The 16,708-nt window shown below is 42.3% G+C and carries 15 protein-coding genes; 9 read left to right on the top strand and 6 right to left on the bottom strand.

Annotation, left to right across the window (positions count from 1 at the left end; genetic code table 11):
• Positions 1 to 39 precede the first annotated feature (39 nt).
• On the top strand, positions 40 to 858 hold the full coding sequence (locus tag DB520_RS18470) for a hypothetical protein (protein ID WP_157972164.1): 819 nt from the start codon (positions 40 to 42) through the stop codon (positions 856 to 858).
• A 48-nt stretch (positions 859 to 906) separates the two neighbouring features.
• Here the strand turns inward: DB520_RS18470 and ahcY are convergent, their stop codons facing one another.
• Entirely contained in the window at positions 907 to 2,226 is a 1,320-nt protein-coding gene (gene ahcY / locus DB520_RS18465; RefSeq protein WP_114751258.1) for an adenosylhomocysteinase, read from the bottom strand.
• Positions 2,227 to 2,298: 72 nt separating this feature from the next.
• Complete coding sequence (locus DB520_RS18460) at positions 2,299 to 3,057, bottom strand: biotin--[acetyl-CoA-carboxylase] ligase (protein ID WP_114751257.1); 759 nt, start codon at positions 3,055 to 3,057, stop codon at positions 2,299 to 2,301.
• 102 nt (positions 3,058 to 3,159) lie between these two features.
• Between DB520_RS18460 and rsfS the strand changes: the two genes are divergently transcribed.
• The 5 genes from rsfS to DB520_RS18435 all read left to right on the top strand — a co-directional run bounded on the left by rsfS (position 3,160) and on the right by DB520_RS18435 (position 8,174).
• Positions 3,160 to 3,507, top strand: coding sequence for a ribosome silencing factor (rsfS, locus tag DB520_RS18455; protein WP_114751256.1), 348 nt, complete (start codon positions 3,160 to 3,162; stop codon positions 3,505 to 3,507).
• A gap of 235 nt (positions 3,508 to 3,742) precedes the next feature.
• Complete coding sequence (gene ftsH / locus DB520_RS18450; protein ID WP_114751255.1) at positions 3,743 to 5,860, top strand: ATP-dependent zinc metalloprotease FtsH; 2,118 nt, start codon at positions 3,743 to 3,745, stop codon at positions 5,858 to 5,860.
• A gap of 131 nt (positions 5,861 to 5,991) precedes the next feature.
• Positions 5,992 to 6,759, top strand: coding sequence for a UDP-2,3-diacylglucosamine diphosphatase (locus tag DB520_RS18445; protein ID WP_114751254.1), 768 nt, complete (start codon positions 5,992 to 5,994; stop codon positions 6,757 to 6,759).
• Positions 6,756 to 7,586, top strand: coding sequence for a hypothetical protein (locus tag DB520_RS18440; protein WP_114751253.1), 831 nt, complete (start codon positions 6,756 to 6,758; stop codon positions 7,584 to 7,586). Before DB520_RS18445 ends, DB520_RS18440 begins: the two co-directional genes overlap by 4 nt.
• Before the next feature lie 159 nt (positions 7,587 to 7,745).
• Positions 7,746 to 8,174: a T9SS type A sorting domain-containing protein gene (locus DB520_RS18435; protein ID WP_232835056.1), complete on the top strand. Its 429-nt coding sequence runs from the start codon at positions 7,746 to 7,748 to the stop codon at positions 8,172 to 8,174.
• Positions 8,175 to 8,185: 11 nt separating this feature from the next.
• On the opposite strand, the gene DB520_RS18430 is transcribed toward DB520_RS18435, so the two are convergent.
• From DB520_RS18430 to DB520_RS18420, 3 genes are all read right to left on the bottom strand, one after another.
• A complete protein-coding gene (locus tag DB520_RS18430) occupies positions 8,186 to 8,617 on the bottom strand; it encodes a DUF4174 domain-containing protein (RefSeq protein ID WP_114751252.1) in 432 nt (143 codons plus the stop codon).
• A 114-nt stretch (positions 8,618 to 8,731) separates the two neighbouring features.
• Positions 8,732 to 10,792 carry a methionine--tRNA ligase gene (gene metG / locus DB520_RS18425; protein ID WP_232835055.1) on the bottom strand — a complete coding sequence of 687 codons (2,061 nt, stop codon included), beginning with the start codon at positions 10,790 to 10,792 and terminating at the stop codon, positions 8,732 to 8,734.
• 214 nt (positions 10,793 to 11,006) lie between these two features.
• On the bottom strand, positions 11,007 to 11,894 hold the full coding sequence (locus DB520_RS18420; RefSeq protein ID WP_114751250.1) for a hypothetical protein: 888 nt from the start codon (positions 11,892 to 11,894) through the stop codon (positions 11,007 to 11,009).
• A gap of 787 nt (positions 11,895 to 12,681) precedes the next feature.
• On the opposite strand from DB520_RS18420, the gene DB520_RS18410 reads away from it, so the two are divergent.
• From DB520_RS18410 to DB520_RS18400, 3 genes are all read left to right on the top strand, one after another.
• Positions 12,682 to 13,605 (top strand): universal stress protein, encoded by a 924-nt coding sequence (locus DB520_RS18410; protein ID WP_114751248.1) that lies wholly within the window; start codon positions 12,682 to 12,684, stop codon positions 13,603 to 13,605.
• Between the two features lie 87 nt (positions 13,606 to 13,692).
• A complete protein-coding gene (locus tag DB520_RS18405; protein ID WP_114751247.1) occupies positions 13,693 to 14,658 on the top strand; it encodes a DUF4412 domain-containing protein in 966 nt (321 codons plus the stop codon).
• A gap of 37 nt (positions 14,659 to 14,695) precedes the next feature.
• Positions 14,696 to 15,196: a dihydrofolate reductase gene (locus DB520_RS18400; RefSeq protein ID WP_114751246.1), complete on the top strand. Its 501-nt coding sequence runs from the start codon at positions 14,696 to 14,698 to the stop codon at positions 15,194 to 15,196.
• Positions 15,197 to 15,395: 199 nt separating this feature from the next.
• On the opposite strand, the gene DB520_RS18395 is transcribed toward DB520_RS18400, so the two are convergent.
• Positions 15,396 to 15,560 (bottom strand): DUF1328 domain-containing protein, encoded by a 165-nt coding sequence (locus tag DB520_RS18395; RefSeq protein ID WP_114751245.1) that lies wholly within the window; start codon positions 15,558 to 15,560, stop codon positions 15,396 to 15,398.
• Between the last annotated feature and the right edge of the window lie 1,148 nt (positions 15,561 to 16,708).

Raw genomic sequence — 16,708 nt, 5'->3', positions numbered from 1 at the left:
GCCCATTTAGCTTATATGTCACAAAAAACACCCTTTTCTATGAGTAAACATTTCTCTGTTTATGCCATTTGGCTGCTAATACTATCTTCCTGCATCGATCCTGATGTAAGAAGGTTGCAAACCAACCAAGCTGTGGAAGGGGAAGAACTTTATCTTATTTCAAAAGCATTGGATGAAAACCTCTATTTCGCCTTCCAAACCTTTTTTAGTTACACTGATTCAATCAGAGTAGCCAACCTGCCGGGTTGTCCCTCAGTGACTTTGGAGGATAGTGAGCAGGAGGTGCTCTTATCCTTTGCTAGTGGCACCTGCAATGGAAGCCCCATAATGAGGAGAGGAGGTATAAGGCTCCAGTATCAGAAGTCCCCTATCAACAACAGGGACCTGGTCTTGATCTCTTACGAGGATTACCAAACAGGTGAGGCGAGTATAAGTGGCCTCAGGGTGCTAAGTTTGGTAGAAAGTTCCAGAGAAAGCCGTACATGGGAGGATAATGCACTAAATCTGGAAATAATTTACCCCAGTAAGTCAAGGGCCAAATTGGATGTTTCCTTTCATCATATTGTGGCCCAAAATTACCTCACGGGTATTTCGGGATTTAGGAGTACCGGTCAATTACAGGGAAGAAACCAAACCGGCAGAAAAGTGGAAATGCAAATTTCACAGACTAAGCAATTCCAAGGAACCTGCTTGACTCAAAACCTTCACAGACCCGTGTCAGGATCAGAAAGCTGGACCATTGAAAGAACCACTTCCAATGCAGTTCAGCACAGATTGAATTTCCAGCAAGTGCAGGACTGCCAAACTCATACCCTCATCCAGCTGGATGAGGGTGTAGAAATGCAAAAGACACCCTAAGCGGGTGCCTTTTGATCTGTATCCAAAATATCCAAGAAAGATGTTTTCTTAATACCGGTAATAATCTGGCTTGTAGGGGCCATCTTGTTTTACGCCTATATATTCTGCCTGATCTTCAGATAACTCATCCAGTTCTACTCCAAGTTTTGCCAAATGAAGGGAAGCAACTTTTTCGTCCAAGTGTTTAGGCAATACAAATACCCCAGGTTCATAGTTATCCGTATTAGTCCACAATTCCAGCTGAGCAAGGGTCTGATTGGTAAATGAGTTTGACATCACAAAGGAAGGGTGCCCGGTAGCACATCCAAGATTAACAAGCCTTCCCTCTGCGAGTACGATAAGATCCTGGCCATCAATGTTATACAAATCCACTTGTGGCTTGATAACATCCTTGGTAGACCCATAATGCTTGTTCAGCCATGCCATGTCTATCTCGTTGTCAAAGTGCCCAATATTGCACAAAATTGCCTTATCTTTCATTGCCCTGAAGTGGGGCTCGCCAATAATATCTTTGTTGCCGGTAGCTGTAACGATGATATCCGCTTCAGGCACTGCACTGAGCATTTTTTTAACCTCAAAACCGTCCATTGCAGCCTGCAAAGCACATATGGGGTCTATCTCAGTAACTATTACTCTGGCACCAGCACCTCTCAAGGAAGCTGCCGAGCCCTTACCTACATCACCATAGCCAGCCACTACTGCCACTTTGCCGGCCATCATCACGTCAGTAGCCCTTCTAATGGCATCCACCAATGATTCCTTACAACCATACTTATTGTCAAACTTAGATTTTGTAACAGAATCGTTTACATTGATTGCAGGTAGGGGCAGTGTGCCTTTCTTCATTCGTTCATAAAGCCTATGTACCCCTGTAGTGGTCTCTTCGGAAAGCCCTCTAATTCCTTCCACCAACTCAGGGTAGTTGTCCAAAACCATATTGGTAAGATCCCCTCCATCGTCAAGTATCATATTCAGTGGAGCTTTTTCCTCCCCAAAAAACAAGGTTTGCTCTATACACCAATCAAATTCTTCGGCGGTCAAACCTTTCCAGGCATACACACTGATGCCTGCTGCTGCCACTGCTGCCGCAGCATGATCTTGCGTGGAAAAAATATTACAGGAAGACCAAGTCACCTCAGCTCCCAAAGCAACTAATGTCTCGATCAAAACGGCTGTCTGTATAGTCATGTGCAGGCAACCGGCAATTCTCGCCCCTTTCAAAGGCTTTGTTTGCCCATACTCTTCCCTTAAAGCCATAAGCCCAGGCATTTCGCTCTCTGCCAAGCGGATTTCTTTTCTTCCATATGCGGCCAAAGAAATATCCTTTACCTTGTACTTGGTGTATTTTTTAGATTTGATTTCTGACATTATATATGCTTGTTTAAACTAATATTATTTGTTACAAAATTACAAATTCATCCACACAAAAGAAAATTTGGCTTACCAAATAAAACTTACTTCCTTAAATGCATAACTTATTAGCCTACCGTCTTGTTTTTCGATCCTCAATTTCCCCTCATCGGTAATGCCAAGAATTTTCCCTTCAAACAACTCCCCGTCATCAAAAAGTGCCCACTCATTTGCCCTAAATAACCGCTCCAAATAAGAGTTCCTTATATGTCTGCGCCGGCCTCTACTCAACAACAAATAGTGGTCTTCGATGGCTTTTACCAGAAACTTGAAGAACTCCTCTTTCGCTATCGGCGACCCAGCAAGCAATGCTAGGGAGGTGACATTGGGAAAAGGAAAGGAGGTCTGGTTTACATTGATGCCAATTCCCACGATAGACAGGTCAATTCCCTTTGTACTTAGTTGGTTTTCAATCAGCATACCTCCTATTTTGCCGGATTTTTGATGCACAAAATCATTCGGCCATTTAATATATATCTCACCAATATATGCGGAAAGTGCGTCATGGACCCCTAAGGAGACAGCCATACTTAGGTAGAATTGTTCGGTAGCATCCAAAAACGTGGGGGTCAACACCAGAGAAAAGGTGAGGTTTTTGCTTGGCTCACTGTACCATTGATTTCCCCTTTGTCCTCTACCTCTAGTTTGTTTGTCCGTAATTACTATAGTGCCTTCTTTGGCATTCCCCTCTTTGAAATATTGAGCGGCCAGGTCGCTGGTAGAGTGACACTCTGTCAGGAAGCGGATATCTTTCCCTAAAAAAACCGTATTGGCAAGGATTTTATGCATTATTGATTAGTAATTTTACACCATAATAAGCATATTTAAAAAACCATATCTAATTGGTGTAAGTATTCCGGTAGCAAATTAAACAATAGTTAACAATATTATATGACAGCAGAGGAGCTGAGTGAAGTAATCATTAAAGGAATGGAGGAAAAAAAAGCTTCCGATATTGTGGTGATGGACCTAAGAGAAATCACCCATACGGTTACAGATTTTTTTGTGATTTGTTCTGGAAACTCAGACACACAACTGGAAGCTATCTCCCAGTCTGTGGAGGAGGAAGTGATAAAAGTTAATAAAGAAAGGCCTTGGAGAAGTGAGGGGAAAAATAATCGGCAATGGATCTTAATGGATTACGTTAACGTAGTGGCTCATATATTCTTAAAAGACAAGCGGGGTTTTTACAACCTGGAAGAGCTTTGGGGAGATGCAAAGGTGAAGGTTATTAATTGATTTAATTCGAACTTTCATTTTTCTATTTCGTTTTACTAAAAGTTCATGAAATCGGGCATGACAATTACGACACACCGAGAGATGCCTTTATAGCCCCCGATAGGTATCGGGGGAGCAACATGCGAGATTCTCCCGAAACAAGTTCGACGATCTCGATAGCTATCGGGACGGGGCAGGCAGCGCAGGTTGCGACCATTAAGGACCATTTATATACACATGAAACAAACATATCGAAATGAGTGATAAAAATAAATCAAAAAAATTTGTCCCTAAACCACCCCAAAAACCCAATTTTCAGCTTTGGTTAATCATTACTGCTGTAATTGTGCTTATTGGTGTGACTTGGTTCAACCAAAATTCAGCAGTAGTCGAAACCAATATGAAGCGTTTTGAGGACATGGTTTTGGCCAATGATGTTGCAAAAGTAGTAGTAATATATAACCAAAATTATGTTGAAGTTACGCTCAGCGAGGAGGCCCTGAACAACCAACGTTACATGGATGAATTGGAGGCTCAAAACCGATTCTACAATGTATCAGGCCCCCATTACAGGATAAATGTGGCCTCGGTGGATAACTTTATAGAAACTTTTAATGCACTGGAGGAAAAACTACCGGAAGAGCAAAGGGTGGGATATACCGCCAAAAAAGAGGAAAGCTGGGGAAACTGGATATCTTCTTTTGGATTTTTGATTTTGATATTCTTTTTGTTCTGGATGATGATGCGGAGAATGTCCGGCCCAAGTGGTCCCGGAGGACAAATTTTCAACGTCGGTAAATCCAAGGCACAGCTATTCGATGCAGAGAACAAGGTAAAAATCACCTTTGACAATGTGGCAGGCTTAGACGAAGCCAAGGAGGAAGTAGAGGAAATTGTGGAATTTCTAAAAAACCCCTCCAAATTCACTCGTTTGGGAGGAAAGATCCCAAAGGGCGCTTTGCTTATAGGCCCTCCTGGTACAGGAAAGACATTGCTGGCCAAGGCCGTGGCAGGTGAGGCAGGGGTTCCCTTTTTCACTCTTTCCGGCTCTGATTTCGTGGAAATGTTTGTTGGTGTAGGTGCTGCTCGCGTCAGGGATTTGTTTAAACAAGCAAAGGAAAAAGCCCCTTGCATAATATTTATAGATGAAATTGATGCCATAGGCAGATCCAGGGGTAAGGGTCAAATGCCAGGGTCCAACGATGAACGTGAAAACACCCTGAATTCCCTGCTTGTGGAGATGGACGGGTTTGGAACGGATTCTGGGGTTATTGTACTCGCGGCCACCAATAGACCGGACGTTTTGGACTCCGCCTTGTTAAGGGCGGGTCGTTTTGACAGGCAAATCAGCATCGATAAACCGGATATCGTTGGCAGGGAGGCTATCTTCAGGGTACACCTTACCCCCATCAAGACTTCCGATGATGTGGAGCCTAAGAAATTGGCTGCACAGACTCCCGGTTTTGCAGGAGCAGAAATCGCCAACGTCTGTAACGAGGCAGCACTCATTGCTGCAAGAAGGAATAAAGATGCCGTGGACATGCAGGATTTCCAGGATGCCATTGACAGAGTAATTGGCGGCTTGGAAAAGAAAAACAAGATCATCTCTCCAGAAGAGAAAATGATAGTTGCCTACCATGAAGCCGGCCATGCAGTGGCTGGTTGGTTTTTGGAACACGCAGATCCCTTGGTGAAGGTAAGTATAGTACCTAGGGGTATAGCTGCCCTGGGATATGCCCAATATCTCCCTAAAGAGCAGTTTCTATATCAGACAGAGCAATTGATAGACGAGATGTGTATGGCCTTGGGGGGAAGAGCCGCAGAGGAAATCATATTTGGGAAAATATCCACTGGTGCCTTAAGTGACCTTGAAAGGATCACAAAAATGGCGTATTCCATAGTTTCCATCTATGGGATGAACGAGAAGATTGGTAATGTTTCATTCTATGACAGCAAAGGGAGCGAGTACAAATTTGACAAACCCTATTCCGAGGCTACGGCACAAACCATTGATGAGGAAGTAAGAAAGTTGATTACCTTCGCTTACGATCGTACCAAACATTTGTTGGACAGTAAGAAAGAGGAGTTGGAAAAGTTGGCTAAAGCCCTTTTGGAAAAGGAAATTCTTTTCCAAACCGACCTGGAGGCCATTATTGGCAAACGTCCTTTTGAAAGTGAAACCACCTACGAGAAGTTCACCCGGACAGTGGACGAAAAGGCAAAATTGAAGGAAGAAAGTGAAGCTGCCTCCAAAGACAAAATGGTGAAAAAGGCAGAAGAGCCTGACCTGCCCATCAAAAAGGCTAAGATTAAAAAGTCCAAAAACAACGGCGAAAAAGAGGAAAAGGATATCATAGAGGATAACAAGAGTTGATTTTGCTTATTCTCACAACTATTTCGAATAGGGGCCCTTGCTAAGCCCCTATTTTTTTGCTTGTCTGAAAAGCTATGGGGTTAGGCGTTTTTCATAATTGATGTTTATATTTGCCATAAGTAGGATAAGGCATGAACATTTCACTAAAGTCAAACCAAAAGGTTTTTTTTGCCTCCGATTTCCATCTCGGTGCTCCGAATAGCCAAGAAAGCCAGATTAGGGAAAAAAAAATTGTCCGCTGGCTCGACGAGATTTCTCCAGAGGCTGCGGCCGTGTTCTTGGTAGGAGACATTTTTGATTTCTGGTTTGAATATGAAAAAGTAGTGCCGAAGGGCTTTTTGCGCTTTCTGGCAAAAATAACTGAAATGAGGGAGAAAAATATCCCCATTTTCTTCTTTACCGGCAACCATGACCTATGGATGAAGGACTATTTTACCAAAGAACTGGATATACCCGTCTATTCCAACCCGCTGGAAATGGAAATAAATCACAAAAAGTTTTTGGTTGGGCATGGAGACGGTCTGGGGCCCGGTGACCAAAAATACAAGGTTTTGAAGAAAATATTTACCAATCAGGTTTGCCAGTGGTTGTTTAAGTGGGTACATCCCGATCTGGGCATACGGATGGCACAAACATGGTCAAAGAGCAGCCGGATCTCCAATGAAGAAAAGAAGGAAGATGAGTTCAAGGGGGAGGACAAGGAATGGTTGTTTCAGTATTGCAAGGATATCGAAAACAAGATGCATTTTGATTATTATATCTTTGGCCATCGCCATTTGCCCTTGCAACTTCAAGTCAATGGTAAATCTACCTATTACAACTTAGGTGAATGGGTAAGTCAATGCATGTACGGCGAGTTTGATGGGGAATTCTTTCACCTGAAGAAGTTTGAGGAATGAAAAAAAACCTAAAACTTTCTTTTCCCACTATGTTGGTATTGTTTTTTAATTTTGGGACTACCCTTTCTCAACAAATAAATTGGGAAAAAGTCGGGGAAATCCCAATTAAGAATGCCGTTGCACTTTCGGTGGACAGAAAGGACCAATTGTTCGTATCCGATACACAAGGTAATATCTATCAATATGGTGCAGACGGAGACTCCATCAATTTTTATAGCCCTGTATTCAGGGCTAGACCCGAAAGGCTGGAAGCTGCTTGGACAGTGAATATTTTTATTTTCACCTCCGATATGCAACAGGCAGAAATTTTGGATCGTTTTCTCAACCCCGTGTCCCACATCCGATTTTCCCAAGAAGGTTTTGGAATGGTGAGCCAAGCGAATCTAGGAAATGGAAACGTGCTGTGGTTAGTGGATGAAGCAGGTTTACGATTGGTCAAATATGACTACAGACGCAAACAAAAACTCCAAGAACAACCCCTGTCGTTAATCTTACCTGGAAGAGACCTGATCGCTTTAAACCTGCTTGAAAGAAAGAACACCTTATTTTTGCAGGTAAAGGACCAAGGAGTTTTTATATTGGACAATCAGGGTAACCTTATCAAGCATGTTCCCCACATCTCAAACTCTTCTATAAGTGTGGAGGGCAACTGGATTTTTTTCATTGATCATGAAGGCCAGCTGGGGATGGCAGACTTTGTAAATAACAGTAACCTGGAGGTGAAACTACCCAAAACCACTTATAAAAATATTGCAGTGGGCAATAAGAGGGTATTTCTTTTGCACTCCGAGGGTGTCAGTATTTTTGAAAAACCAAACTTCAACTAAATAAGCTGTAAATCAGTAATTTATAAGGGCACTTAGACGCTGGGCGAAAAAAAACAATTTTCTATAACGATTATACTCCTGTTAAAATTGTTAAATAATGTTATTTACATATTATTTTTTTATAATTAATGGATTGATTTTTGCAATTTGCCGCTGCAAATGAAAAAAAGTTTACCGGGTATATATTTTACGTTTTTGATACTTGTGCTGTGGGGAGGGGAAATTTTCACAGAACAGGGCTTGTTTGCCCAAAATATACCCAGGAGATTGGAGACCGAAATATCTTTCCCTGCAGATCTTTACACACCGGAAATAAAATTTGACCTGCAACCTATAGGGAATCGCAAATTCAAAATCGTCCTGGATCAAAAATCCAATCAACTCACGAAGGTAAAGGTGTTTGACATTTTGGGAAACCTGATAATGGAGGATAAAATAAGCCCAGAAGACGGCACGCAAAAACTGTATGATTTTTCCAACCTCAACAGCCAACTATTTGTGGTGGAAGTAGGAAATGCTAAATACAACAAAACCAAGAGCATCTATGCCTATCCTCCTGGGACAAGGGTGAAAGAAAGTGAGGAATAGATCAAAGGATTTTAATCGAAAAACTTGCTGTTATTGCCCATTTCCCTTTGACGCATTGGCATTGCATCAATGGTGGCGAATAAATCCTTCCAATTCACACTGATTCCTTCCTTCCTGACTTTTGACCCCCCATCTTTGCCTATCAGCACATAACAACTTTCTTTTGATCCCAAAGCATAACGCTTGAGTAGTTCTTCGCGATAGTTTTCATCGAAGGTAAAGGAGGAATTCGAATGCAAAGTGTCGGCAAATACAAAATAAATTAGGTCTCTATCCTCAATTTCCAAGGCAAGACTGTCACTCATCTCCCAATCAAACCCCATTTCCTCGGAAGAAGGAAAAACCAGTAAAACCCTTTTCTTCCATTTAAGGTCTTCCAGAGTTATAGCTTCGTTCATCATAGTAGAGACCCATAGAAGGGTTACTAGGGTAATCCAATTCATGGCTAAAGTAGGTTTTGGCCGTTATTATTAGAAGCAATCGCTTCTCACCTACTCAAACAAACGAATTCCCTCAAAGTTTGGTTTCTTGAAGCCTAAAACATCAACAAAGAAATCCTAACTAATTTGCGCTCCTGGGGTAGTGCCTTCATGTGGTTGTAGTAGCTTATAGCTTCCATCCTCGGCCTCAGCCATCAAAACCATCCCCTCAGAAAGTACGCCCATCATTTTTCTCGGTGCCAAATTGAGAAGCATGGTCACTTGCCTGCCTACCAAATCCTCCGGTTCAAAAAACTCGGCGATTCCACTGAGAACAGTCCTTTTTCCCAACCCTGTATCCACCTGAAGTTTAAGGAGTTTCTTTGATTTTTTTACCTTCTCGGCTTCCAAGATGGTAACTATCCTCATGTCCAACCTGGCGAAATCATCGAAACTAATGATTTCCTTCATTGGCGCAGCTTTAGTCACTTTCTTTTCATTACTTTTTTTGGTGTCCAACAGTTTATTCACCTGAGCCTCTACCTGGTCGTCCTCAATTTTTTCGAAAAGCAGGCTAGTCTCATTAATTTGATGGCCACTCAAGAGCAGGTCACCTTTGGCAATATCCCCCCAACCCCTCTCTGGTAAATCCAACATTCGGGATAATTTTAAGGCCGTATGGGGCAGAAATGGAGCTGATAACACACATAGATCCGCTGCTATATTCAGTGCAACATTGAGAATAGTAGCCGTTCTCTCCTTGTCGGTCTTGATGGTTTTCCAAGGTTCGGTGTCCGCAAGGTATTTATTGCCCAGCCTAGCAAAGTCCATCATCAGTGCCAAGGCCTCCCTAAACCTGAAGCGCTCCAGGGATTCTGCAACTTTTCCTGGAAAGGCCGCGGCAGCATCTAGTGTCTCTTGGTCAAATGGGGATAATTCTTTTTTCTCAGGAACTGTACCTCCAAAATACTTGTGGGTAAGCACCACGGCTCTATTGACAAAGTTTCCATAAATGGCCACCAACTCGGAGTTGTTCCTGGCCTGAAAATCCTTCCAGGTAAAATCATTGTCCTTGGTCTCGGGTGCATTTGCAGTAAGTACATAGCGTAGCACATCCTGTTTACCCGGAAACTCCTCCAAATATTCGTGCAGCCACACCGCCCAGTTTCTGGAAGTAGAAATCTTATCCCCTTCCAGGTTCAAGAATTCATTGGCAGGTACGTTTTCGGGAAGGATAAATTCCCCATGAGTCTTGAGAATGGCAGGAAAGGTGATACAATGGAATACAATATTATCCTTGCCTATAAAATGCACCAGCTTAGTGTCTTTGTCCTTCCAATAGGGCTCCCAGTCAACCCCTTTGGCCAATGCCCACTCCTTTGTGGAAGAAATATATCCAATGGGGGCATCAAACCATACATAAAGCACCTTTCCCTCGGCTTCCTTAAGGGGGACCGGGATGCCCCAATCCATATCCCTAGTCATGGACCTGGGCTGTAGCCCCTCCCCTGCTTCCAACCAACTGCGGCACTGACCCAGAACGTTGTTTTTCCAGTCCTCCTTATGGTCTTCCAATATCCATTTTTTCAAAAACGAGGTGTACCTGCCCAAATCCAAAAACCAATGTTTGGTTTCCTTGAGAACGGGCACACTTCCGCTGAGCTTGGAGGTTGGGTTAATCAGGTCCGTTGGGCTTAAGGAACTTCCGCATTTCTCACATTGATCCCCATAGGCATGTTCGTAGCCACATTTGGGGCAGGTGCCTTCAATATAACGGTCTGCCAGAAACTGCTGCGCCTCTTGGTCATAATACTGCTCTGTCACCTGCTCCACAAACTCCCCTTTCTCATACAATTCCAGGAAAAGCTGTGCGGCAGTTTCATGGTGGATCTTGGCCGAGGTTCTGGAGTAATGGTCAAAACTAATTCCAAATTCCTGAAAGCTCGACTTCATCATCTCATGGTACCTGTCCACCACTTCCTGTGGACTTATCCCCTCATTTTTAGCTTTTATCGTAATAGCCACCCCATGCTCGTCAGAGCCACATACGTAAGCCACGTCCCTGCCTTGGGAACGTAGATACCTCACATATATGTCGGATGGAATATAACAACCCGCCAGGTGGCCAATATGCAATGGCCCATTGGCATAAGGCAGGGCCGAGGTAATGGTATATCTTTTGAAACGTTGCTCACTCATGGGGGCAAAGATAGGGGAAAATTGATTTTTTGGAGACCAAAATTGCCGAAACAATGCCATAAAAGAACTATAGCAATTTTATCTGTTAATAATTGTTTTTCAGCAATCATCCCGATGGCTATCGGGAGGTATCTCGCATATTCTCCCAGATAGCTACGGGATCACTCCGTGTGTCGTCTTCGTTATGTTCGATTTCATGACGCAACGAATGGGCTTAATTCCCTATAGGCACATTGATACCCAGCCATGGCAGGGCGATGAATACCCCAATATCAGCTCCAAGGGGTAGGATTAGCCCATAGTCCAAACTCACTCTCCCTAGAATCCTTCTTCCTCCCGCAGAAAGCAGTCCCAGGGTGGATCCGCCTGCACTGATCAGGTAGTTTTCTGTCATAAAATAACCCTTAGGCCCTGTTCTCACCATTCCGCCAAAGGAAATGGTGGGAGAACTTGCGATTTCCCCACCCGCAAAACCCCAGCCCATCCCAATAGAAAAGTTCTTGTCTTTTGACCCGAAGGTGGAAACCCCGTACAACAAGCCGAATCCCCCCTCATTTTCACCAATGACAGTGCCCACCAAGGCCCCTACTCCAATATTTACCTTGTTTTCGACCACGGGAACGGAAAATTTGGGCGTTATCCAGAAAGGGGTAGCTGCTCCGCCAAATAGAAAAAGAGGTACTGTGCCGGCCCCTATGGAAAAATTGTCTGTAAGACCCACAGATGCCTGGTTAAAAAATATCCAGGCGTTTTGGTAATAGGCCTCTCCCCTCTTTAATCCATAACCGTTGGGGAGCCAGAAATAACGCGTTGCCTGAAGGTTTTCCGACCAAAATTGACCGTTAATGAGTTGCTGCTCCGAGAGCTCACGTCTGCTGCGGATTTCACTTTTAAAAATGGTAATCTCCCCAAGCTGCTGGGTGAGCACCTTTATTTTTACTTCATCCTCCTCTATCACTTCTCCAACATACTCGTTCCCATCCTTAGTTTGGATGTGGATAAGACCATTGCGCTCTTGTGGGTAACCCACATACCAGGTGAAAAGCAAGGCCATCATTATGATGAGCCCCTTCTCAAATTGAATGGGCAGGTAAGCTTTCATGTAAAAGAACTAGTGTAGGTAAATATACAATTTCTTTTTTGTGAGGATTTTATTTCTCCCTTAAAAAAATTTATCCTGATACTGTACACAAGTTGGTTTTGGGGCTCCCTAATAACCAACATGAAGTAATAGAGGTACCCTTGGGGAGTGGGTTTCTTTCTCAATCCACAAGAAAGGTGGAAATTCCAGAGGAGACCTTATCCCTAAAAGCATACGGGCATAACGGAAAAGAAATTAACTTGAATGACCCTCTACAATTTGCCTCAAAAAAACCCTGACCTGAGTCAGGGCAATCAGATGGGGTTAATATGGTGAAAATAAAAAAAAGAGTCCGGATCTGGGAGTGTTACAAACCTCCGATATGACAGGATTTGAGCTGCCCCAAAATCGCAACCTTCCACTGTTAACCTGCTTCTGATGAAGCGAGGCCCCTAGAAGGGGTGAGGCCTGGTTTTGAAAAGAGGCTTCACTCGGCATTTTAATCAACTTGTGAAGTTTGAACATGTCGCCGATCCGAACTCTGTACAAATATACCATATTCAACCCGTAAAAATAAACTTGAAAGGGGATTAAGCTGGACAGGGGAAAAAACTTTTTCTTTACAATGGCTCAAAGGGTAGCATAATTGTTGCGATTTGAAGGGTGCAAAAGACGTCTAGGAAGAAAATTCTTCCCAGGGCAAATAATCGTCTAATTGCAAATTTCCCTGAAAAAGGTACTTTTAGGGATTGTCCCCTACAGAAATACCAATTAACTTTAAAGCTAAACTGCAACCATTACCTGCGCCATGCAAGACATCAAAAAGCTCATCGTTTGTCTGGACCAGTCCCCCATGAACGAATCCCTGGTGAAATTTGCTTCTTTCATAGCCGAGACCCACCAAACCAAGAAAATTTATTTTATAAATGTGATCCGAAACCTGAACGTGCCCAAAGAAATTTTGGAGGAGTTCCCCAGTTTGTTGGAAAGCATGATTGCAGAAAGAAAGGAGCAGATGGAGAAAGTGGTAAGGCAAAACTTCGCCCCCCAAGCGGGGGTTTCCCTCTCCTTCTTAGTAAAAGAGGGGCAACTTGCAAAGAAGGTGTTGAAGCTGGCACACGAAAAATCGGCCGACATGATCATCATCGGTAGGAAAGTAACCATGACTGGCACCGGTGTCGCCTCCCAACGCCTTGCCAGACGCGCCAGTTGCTCCCTGATGATTGTGCCCGAAGGATGCAAACCTAGGTTGAAAAAACTTTTGGTACCTAGTGATTTTTCGGATTACTCCAAGGAAGCAATGACCGCTGCGATTACCCTGCTCAATGCCACCGGTAAAAAAGGTGAAATTATTTGCCAAAACGTGTTCACCATCCCATCCGGTTATCACTTTACAGGCAAGAGCTATGATGAATTTACTCAAATCATGCAAACACATGCCGAAAACAATTTCAAGAAATTCATCCGTAAAATAGACTTTAAGGGCATAAAAATAACGCCAATATACACCAAGGACGATGATGATGACCCGGTAGAAGATATCCTTAAGAGTGCAGGGGCACAAGAGGTGGATGGCATAGTGATAGGAGTAAAGGGGAGAACAGCCGCAACCGCCCTTTTTATAGGCAGCTTAGCTGAGCGACTCATTCAGTTGAACGACAGGTTTCCGATGCTGGTTTCCCGACCGAAGGGGAAAAATGCCGGAATATTGGAATACATCCTTGAAATATGACAAAATACATTTTAATTGATTTAAAACGATTTTTTGGTTGTTTTTAATAAATTATTTACCTTAGTAATACAAATAAAACAATGTGCTATGTACACTAAGATTACAGTTTTTGCATTAATTTTTATGTTTTCTTTACCCCTTCTTTCAGAAGCCCAGCTCTTAAGAAGATTAAGAAATGCAGCAGAGGAAGGGGTTTCCAGAGCCGTAGAAAGAAGGGTGGAAAAAGAGGTGGAACGCGCCACGCAACATCAACTGGAAAAAGCTTTTGGCAATCTATATGGTGATTCCGAAGGGAATATGAAAGGTGGAGGTAGTTTTGATTTCAGCAAAATCCTTTCTTCGGTAAATCTAGACGTGGAAACGGAAGAATCGTACTCCTTTACCGGTCAGGCTGAGATGGAAATAACAGGAACCGATGAAAAAGGGAAAGAAGACCAACCTATGCGAATCCGCTCCTATCTTAGCGATGACCCTCAGTTTTCTGGTATGGAATTCTTTGACAAAGAAAGTCAAAAGGAAAAGGAACGCTCCGTGATGATATTTGATTTTAAAAACAATGCCACCATCATGCTGTTGGAAGCTGATGGAGAAAAATCCAGTATGGCATTTGGGCTGGACTGGCAAAATATGATGGATCAGTTTGAAGACGCAGAAGTGGATGAAGAAGAGGAAGCTGTCGACCTCAGTGACTTCTCCTTTGATAAAACTGGCAATACAAAAACCATTTTGGGATATAGCTGCGAGGAATATGTCGCCAAAAGTGAGGGTTTTGAAGCTTCTTATTGGATAAGTAAGGATCCTATCGAAGGGTTACAGTCCTTTTGGGGTAAGAACAGCCCATTTATCACCCAAAAGATGAAAGCAGAGAATAAAACCTACTTCGAATCCCTGCCCGAAGGAAGCCTTATGGAAATGGAATTCACCAGCGAAGAGGACAATACCACTACACAAATCACCATGAAATCTATTGACGAAAATGCACCTACGCAATTTTCTATGCAGGAATACCCCAATATGATGGCAGAGGCACGAGCAAAGGAAGAAGCAGAATAAACGTTCTATATTTTAGCTTTTAAACCAATATCAGCTTGTGAAGATATCCATTGTAGTAGCTAAAGGAGAAAACGGAGTCATTGGCAAGGAAAACGGCTTGCCCTGGCATTTGCCATCCGACCTAAGGCATTTCAAGAAAACGACCTCTGGCCACCATGTTATCATGGGAAGAAAAACGTATGAATCTCTCGGCAAACCCCTCCCAGGAAGGACCCACATCGTGGTTACTAGAGACAGTTCCTACCAAATGCCCAAAAGTCACTATGTAGTAAATACCTTAGAGGAAGCCTTTAATATTGGAAAGTCCCTTGGTTTGGATAAGATTTTTGTTTTGGGAGGCGCAGAAATCTACAAAATCAGCCTGCCTCACTCGGATGAAATGGTAATCACCGAGGTAAAGGCTTCTCCGGATGGGGACACCTTTTTTCCGGAAGTGGATTTTAATAAGTGGGAAGAAGTAAGTAGAGAACAAGTCCTCAAAGATGAGAAGAATGAGCACGCCCACGATTTTGTGGTGTATAAGAGAAAAAAAATTTGAGGCATAGAACAAAAAGGCCCCAAGGAAAAAATGGCAATCACGCCATTAAACACATTGTACAAAACTCTACATCGTTTCTATTCGAAGTAAAATTTCAGCAATTCCTCATGGCTTGAAAAATAATATCCAAGGGGAAAAAGCAAAAAAACCACAGAGGATTCAATCCAATGTGGCCTTAGAAATAGTTCTATTTAAATGCTTAAAACCCATTCACTGCTCCAATAATTAAGCCTATTACCAGCAGGACTAGGAAAATGTAAAATACGATTTTGGCAATAGATGCCAATCCACTGGCAATTCCAGTGAAACCGAGAATAGCTGCAATAAATGCAATAATAAGTACTGTAATGACAAATGATAACATGGTAAAATTGGTTTAGGGTATATGGTATAAATAAATTAATCTTCCAGTAAGATTGGAAAACCAATAGGGAATAAAAAACTAGGTAGATCACATAAAGATTATGCAGCCTAAAATTAGCTCTTTTTCAAGCATTTAACATCCAAAATTATGCCGAAAAAGAATTTTAATCCAAAATGCCTTCCTTAATATAGAATAAAATGGTCAAATTCCAGAATAAACTTTCTCCATCACCATTAAACAAAAAAGGCCATACCACTCAAGGCCAGCAAATTGAATATCAGTAAGATGGCAATAAATGGATCTTGTATTTCTTAAACAACATTTGCATTGCACATTAAAATATTACCCCCAAAAATATAAGGAAGAAAGAATTTCCCTTCTTCCATACTTAACATATCCTACTTAGCCTTTTGCAAGGCAGCATCAACTATTTCCCCTTTTTTAAGGTAAGCTAAAAACAACTTTGTGATTGCATCTAACACCTAATGATTTCGTGATGGAGGAGATCGAAAGTGGCTAAAACTTGCCCATGTTACCAAATGAAAAATCCTATCTTGAAGAATAGGATGATAAAGCTTTAAGAAGAAACAAAAGGTTATCTCCTTAAATTTCCAAATGCCTAATTTGTCGAAAAAAAAATTTATTTTGGAGGTTCAGGAATATTGGTTTTTGGTAGGTATATTTCTATTGAGCTTAAATACCTTGATCATTCTTAATAACACCCAACCCCGCAAGCTTCTTCCCGCGGAATTGGGTGCAATAGGTATTAATAGGTTTGATATATTCACGTTAAATGTTGGTGGCCTTTGGCCTGTTCGGAAAAAATTGATGAACAAGCCATCCAATTTGATTAATAGGCTAAATAAACGAAAAGGTCTTTTCAATGTTCTTTGAGACAATTCAACTAACCGGAGCGTGTGACCGCCCCGGCAGCTGAATGTTAGCAAAACCCAATATGTAACCTCATCAAACGATTTATGCATTGTCAATGCGATCGTCTAATGATTCAAAGGTAAAAAATAGGGCATTACTCAAGGGCATCCATTTGTTTCTATTTAGGGTATCAAATGATAACCTCCAAAAAACCCAAAATTTAACCCAAATACTTCCCCTATTTATAAGGGAAAATATGGAACAACTTATAAATT

Origin of the sequence: Pleomorphovibrio marinus, assembly GCF_003347495.1 — a bacterium.
GTDB lineage: Bacteria > Bacteroidota > Bacteroidia > Cytophagales > Cyclobacteriaceae > Pleomorphovibrio > Pleomorphovibrio marinus.
Note: the sequence above shows the minus strand (reverse complement) of the source record. Positions and strands in the feature narration are given on the sequence as shown.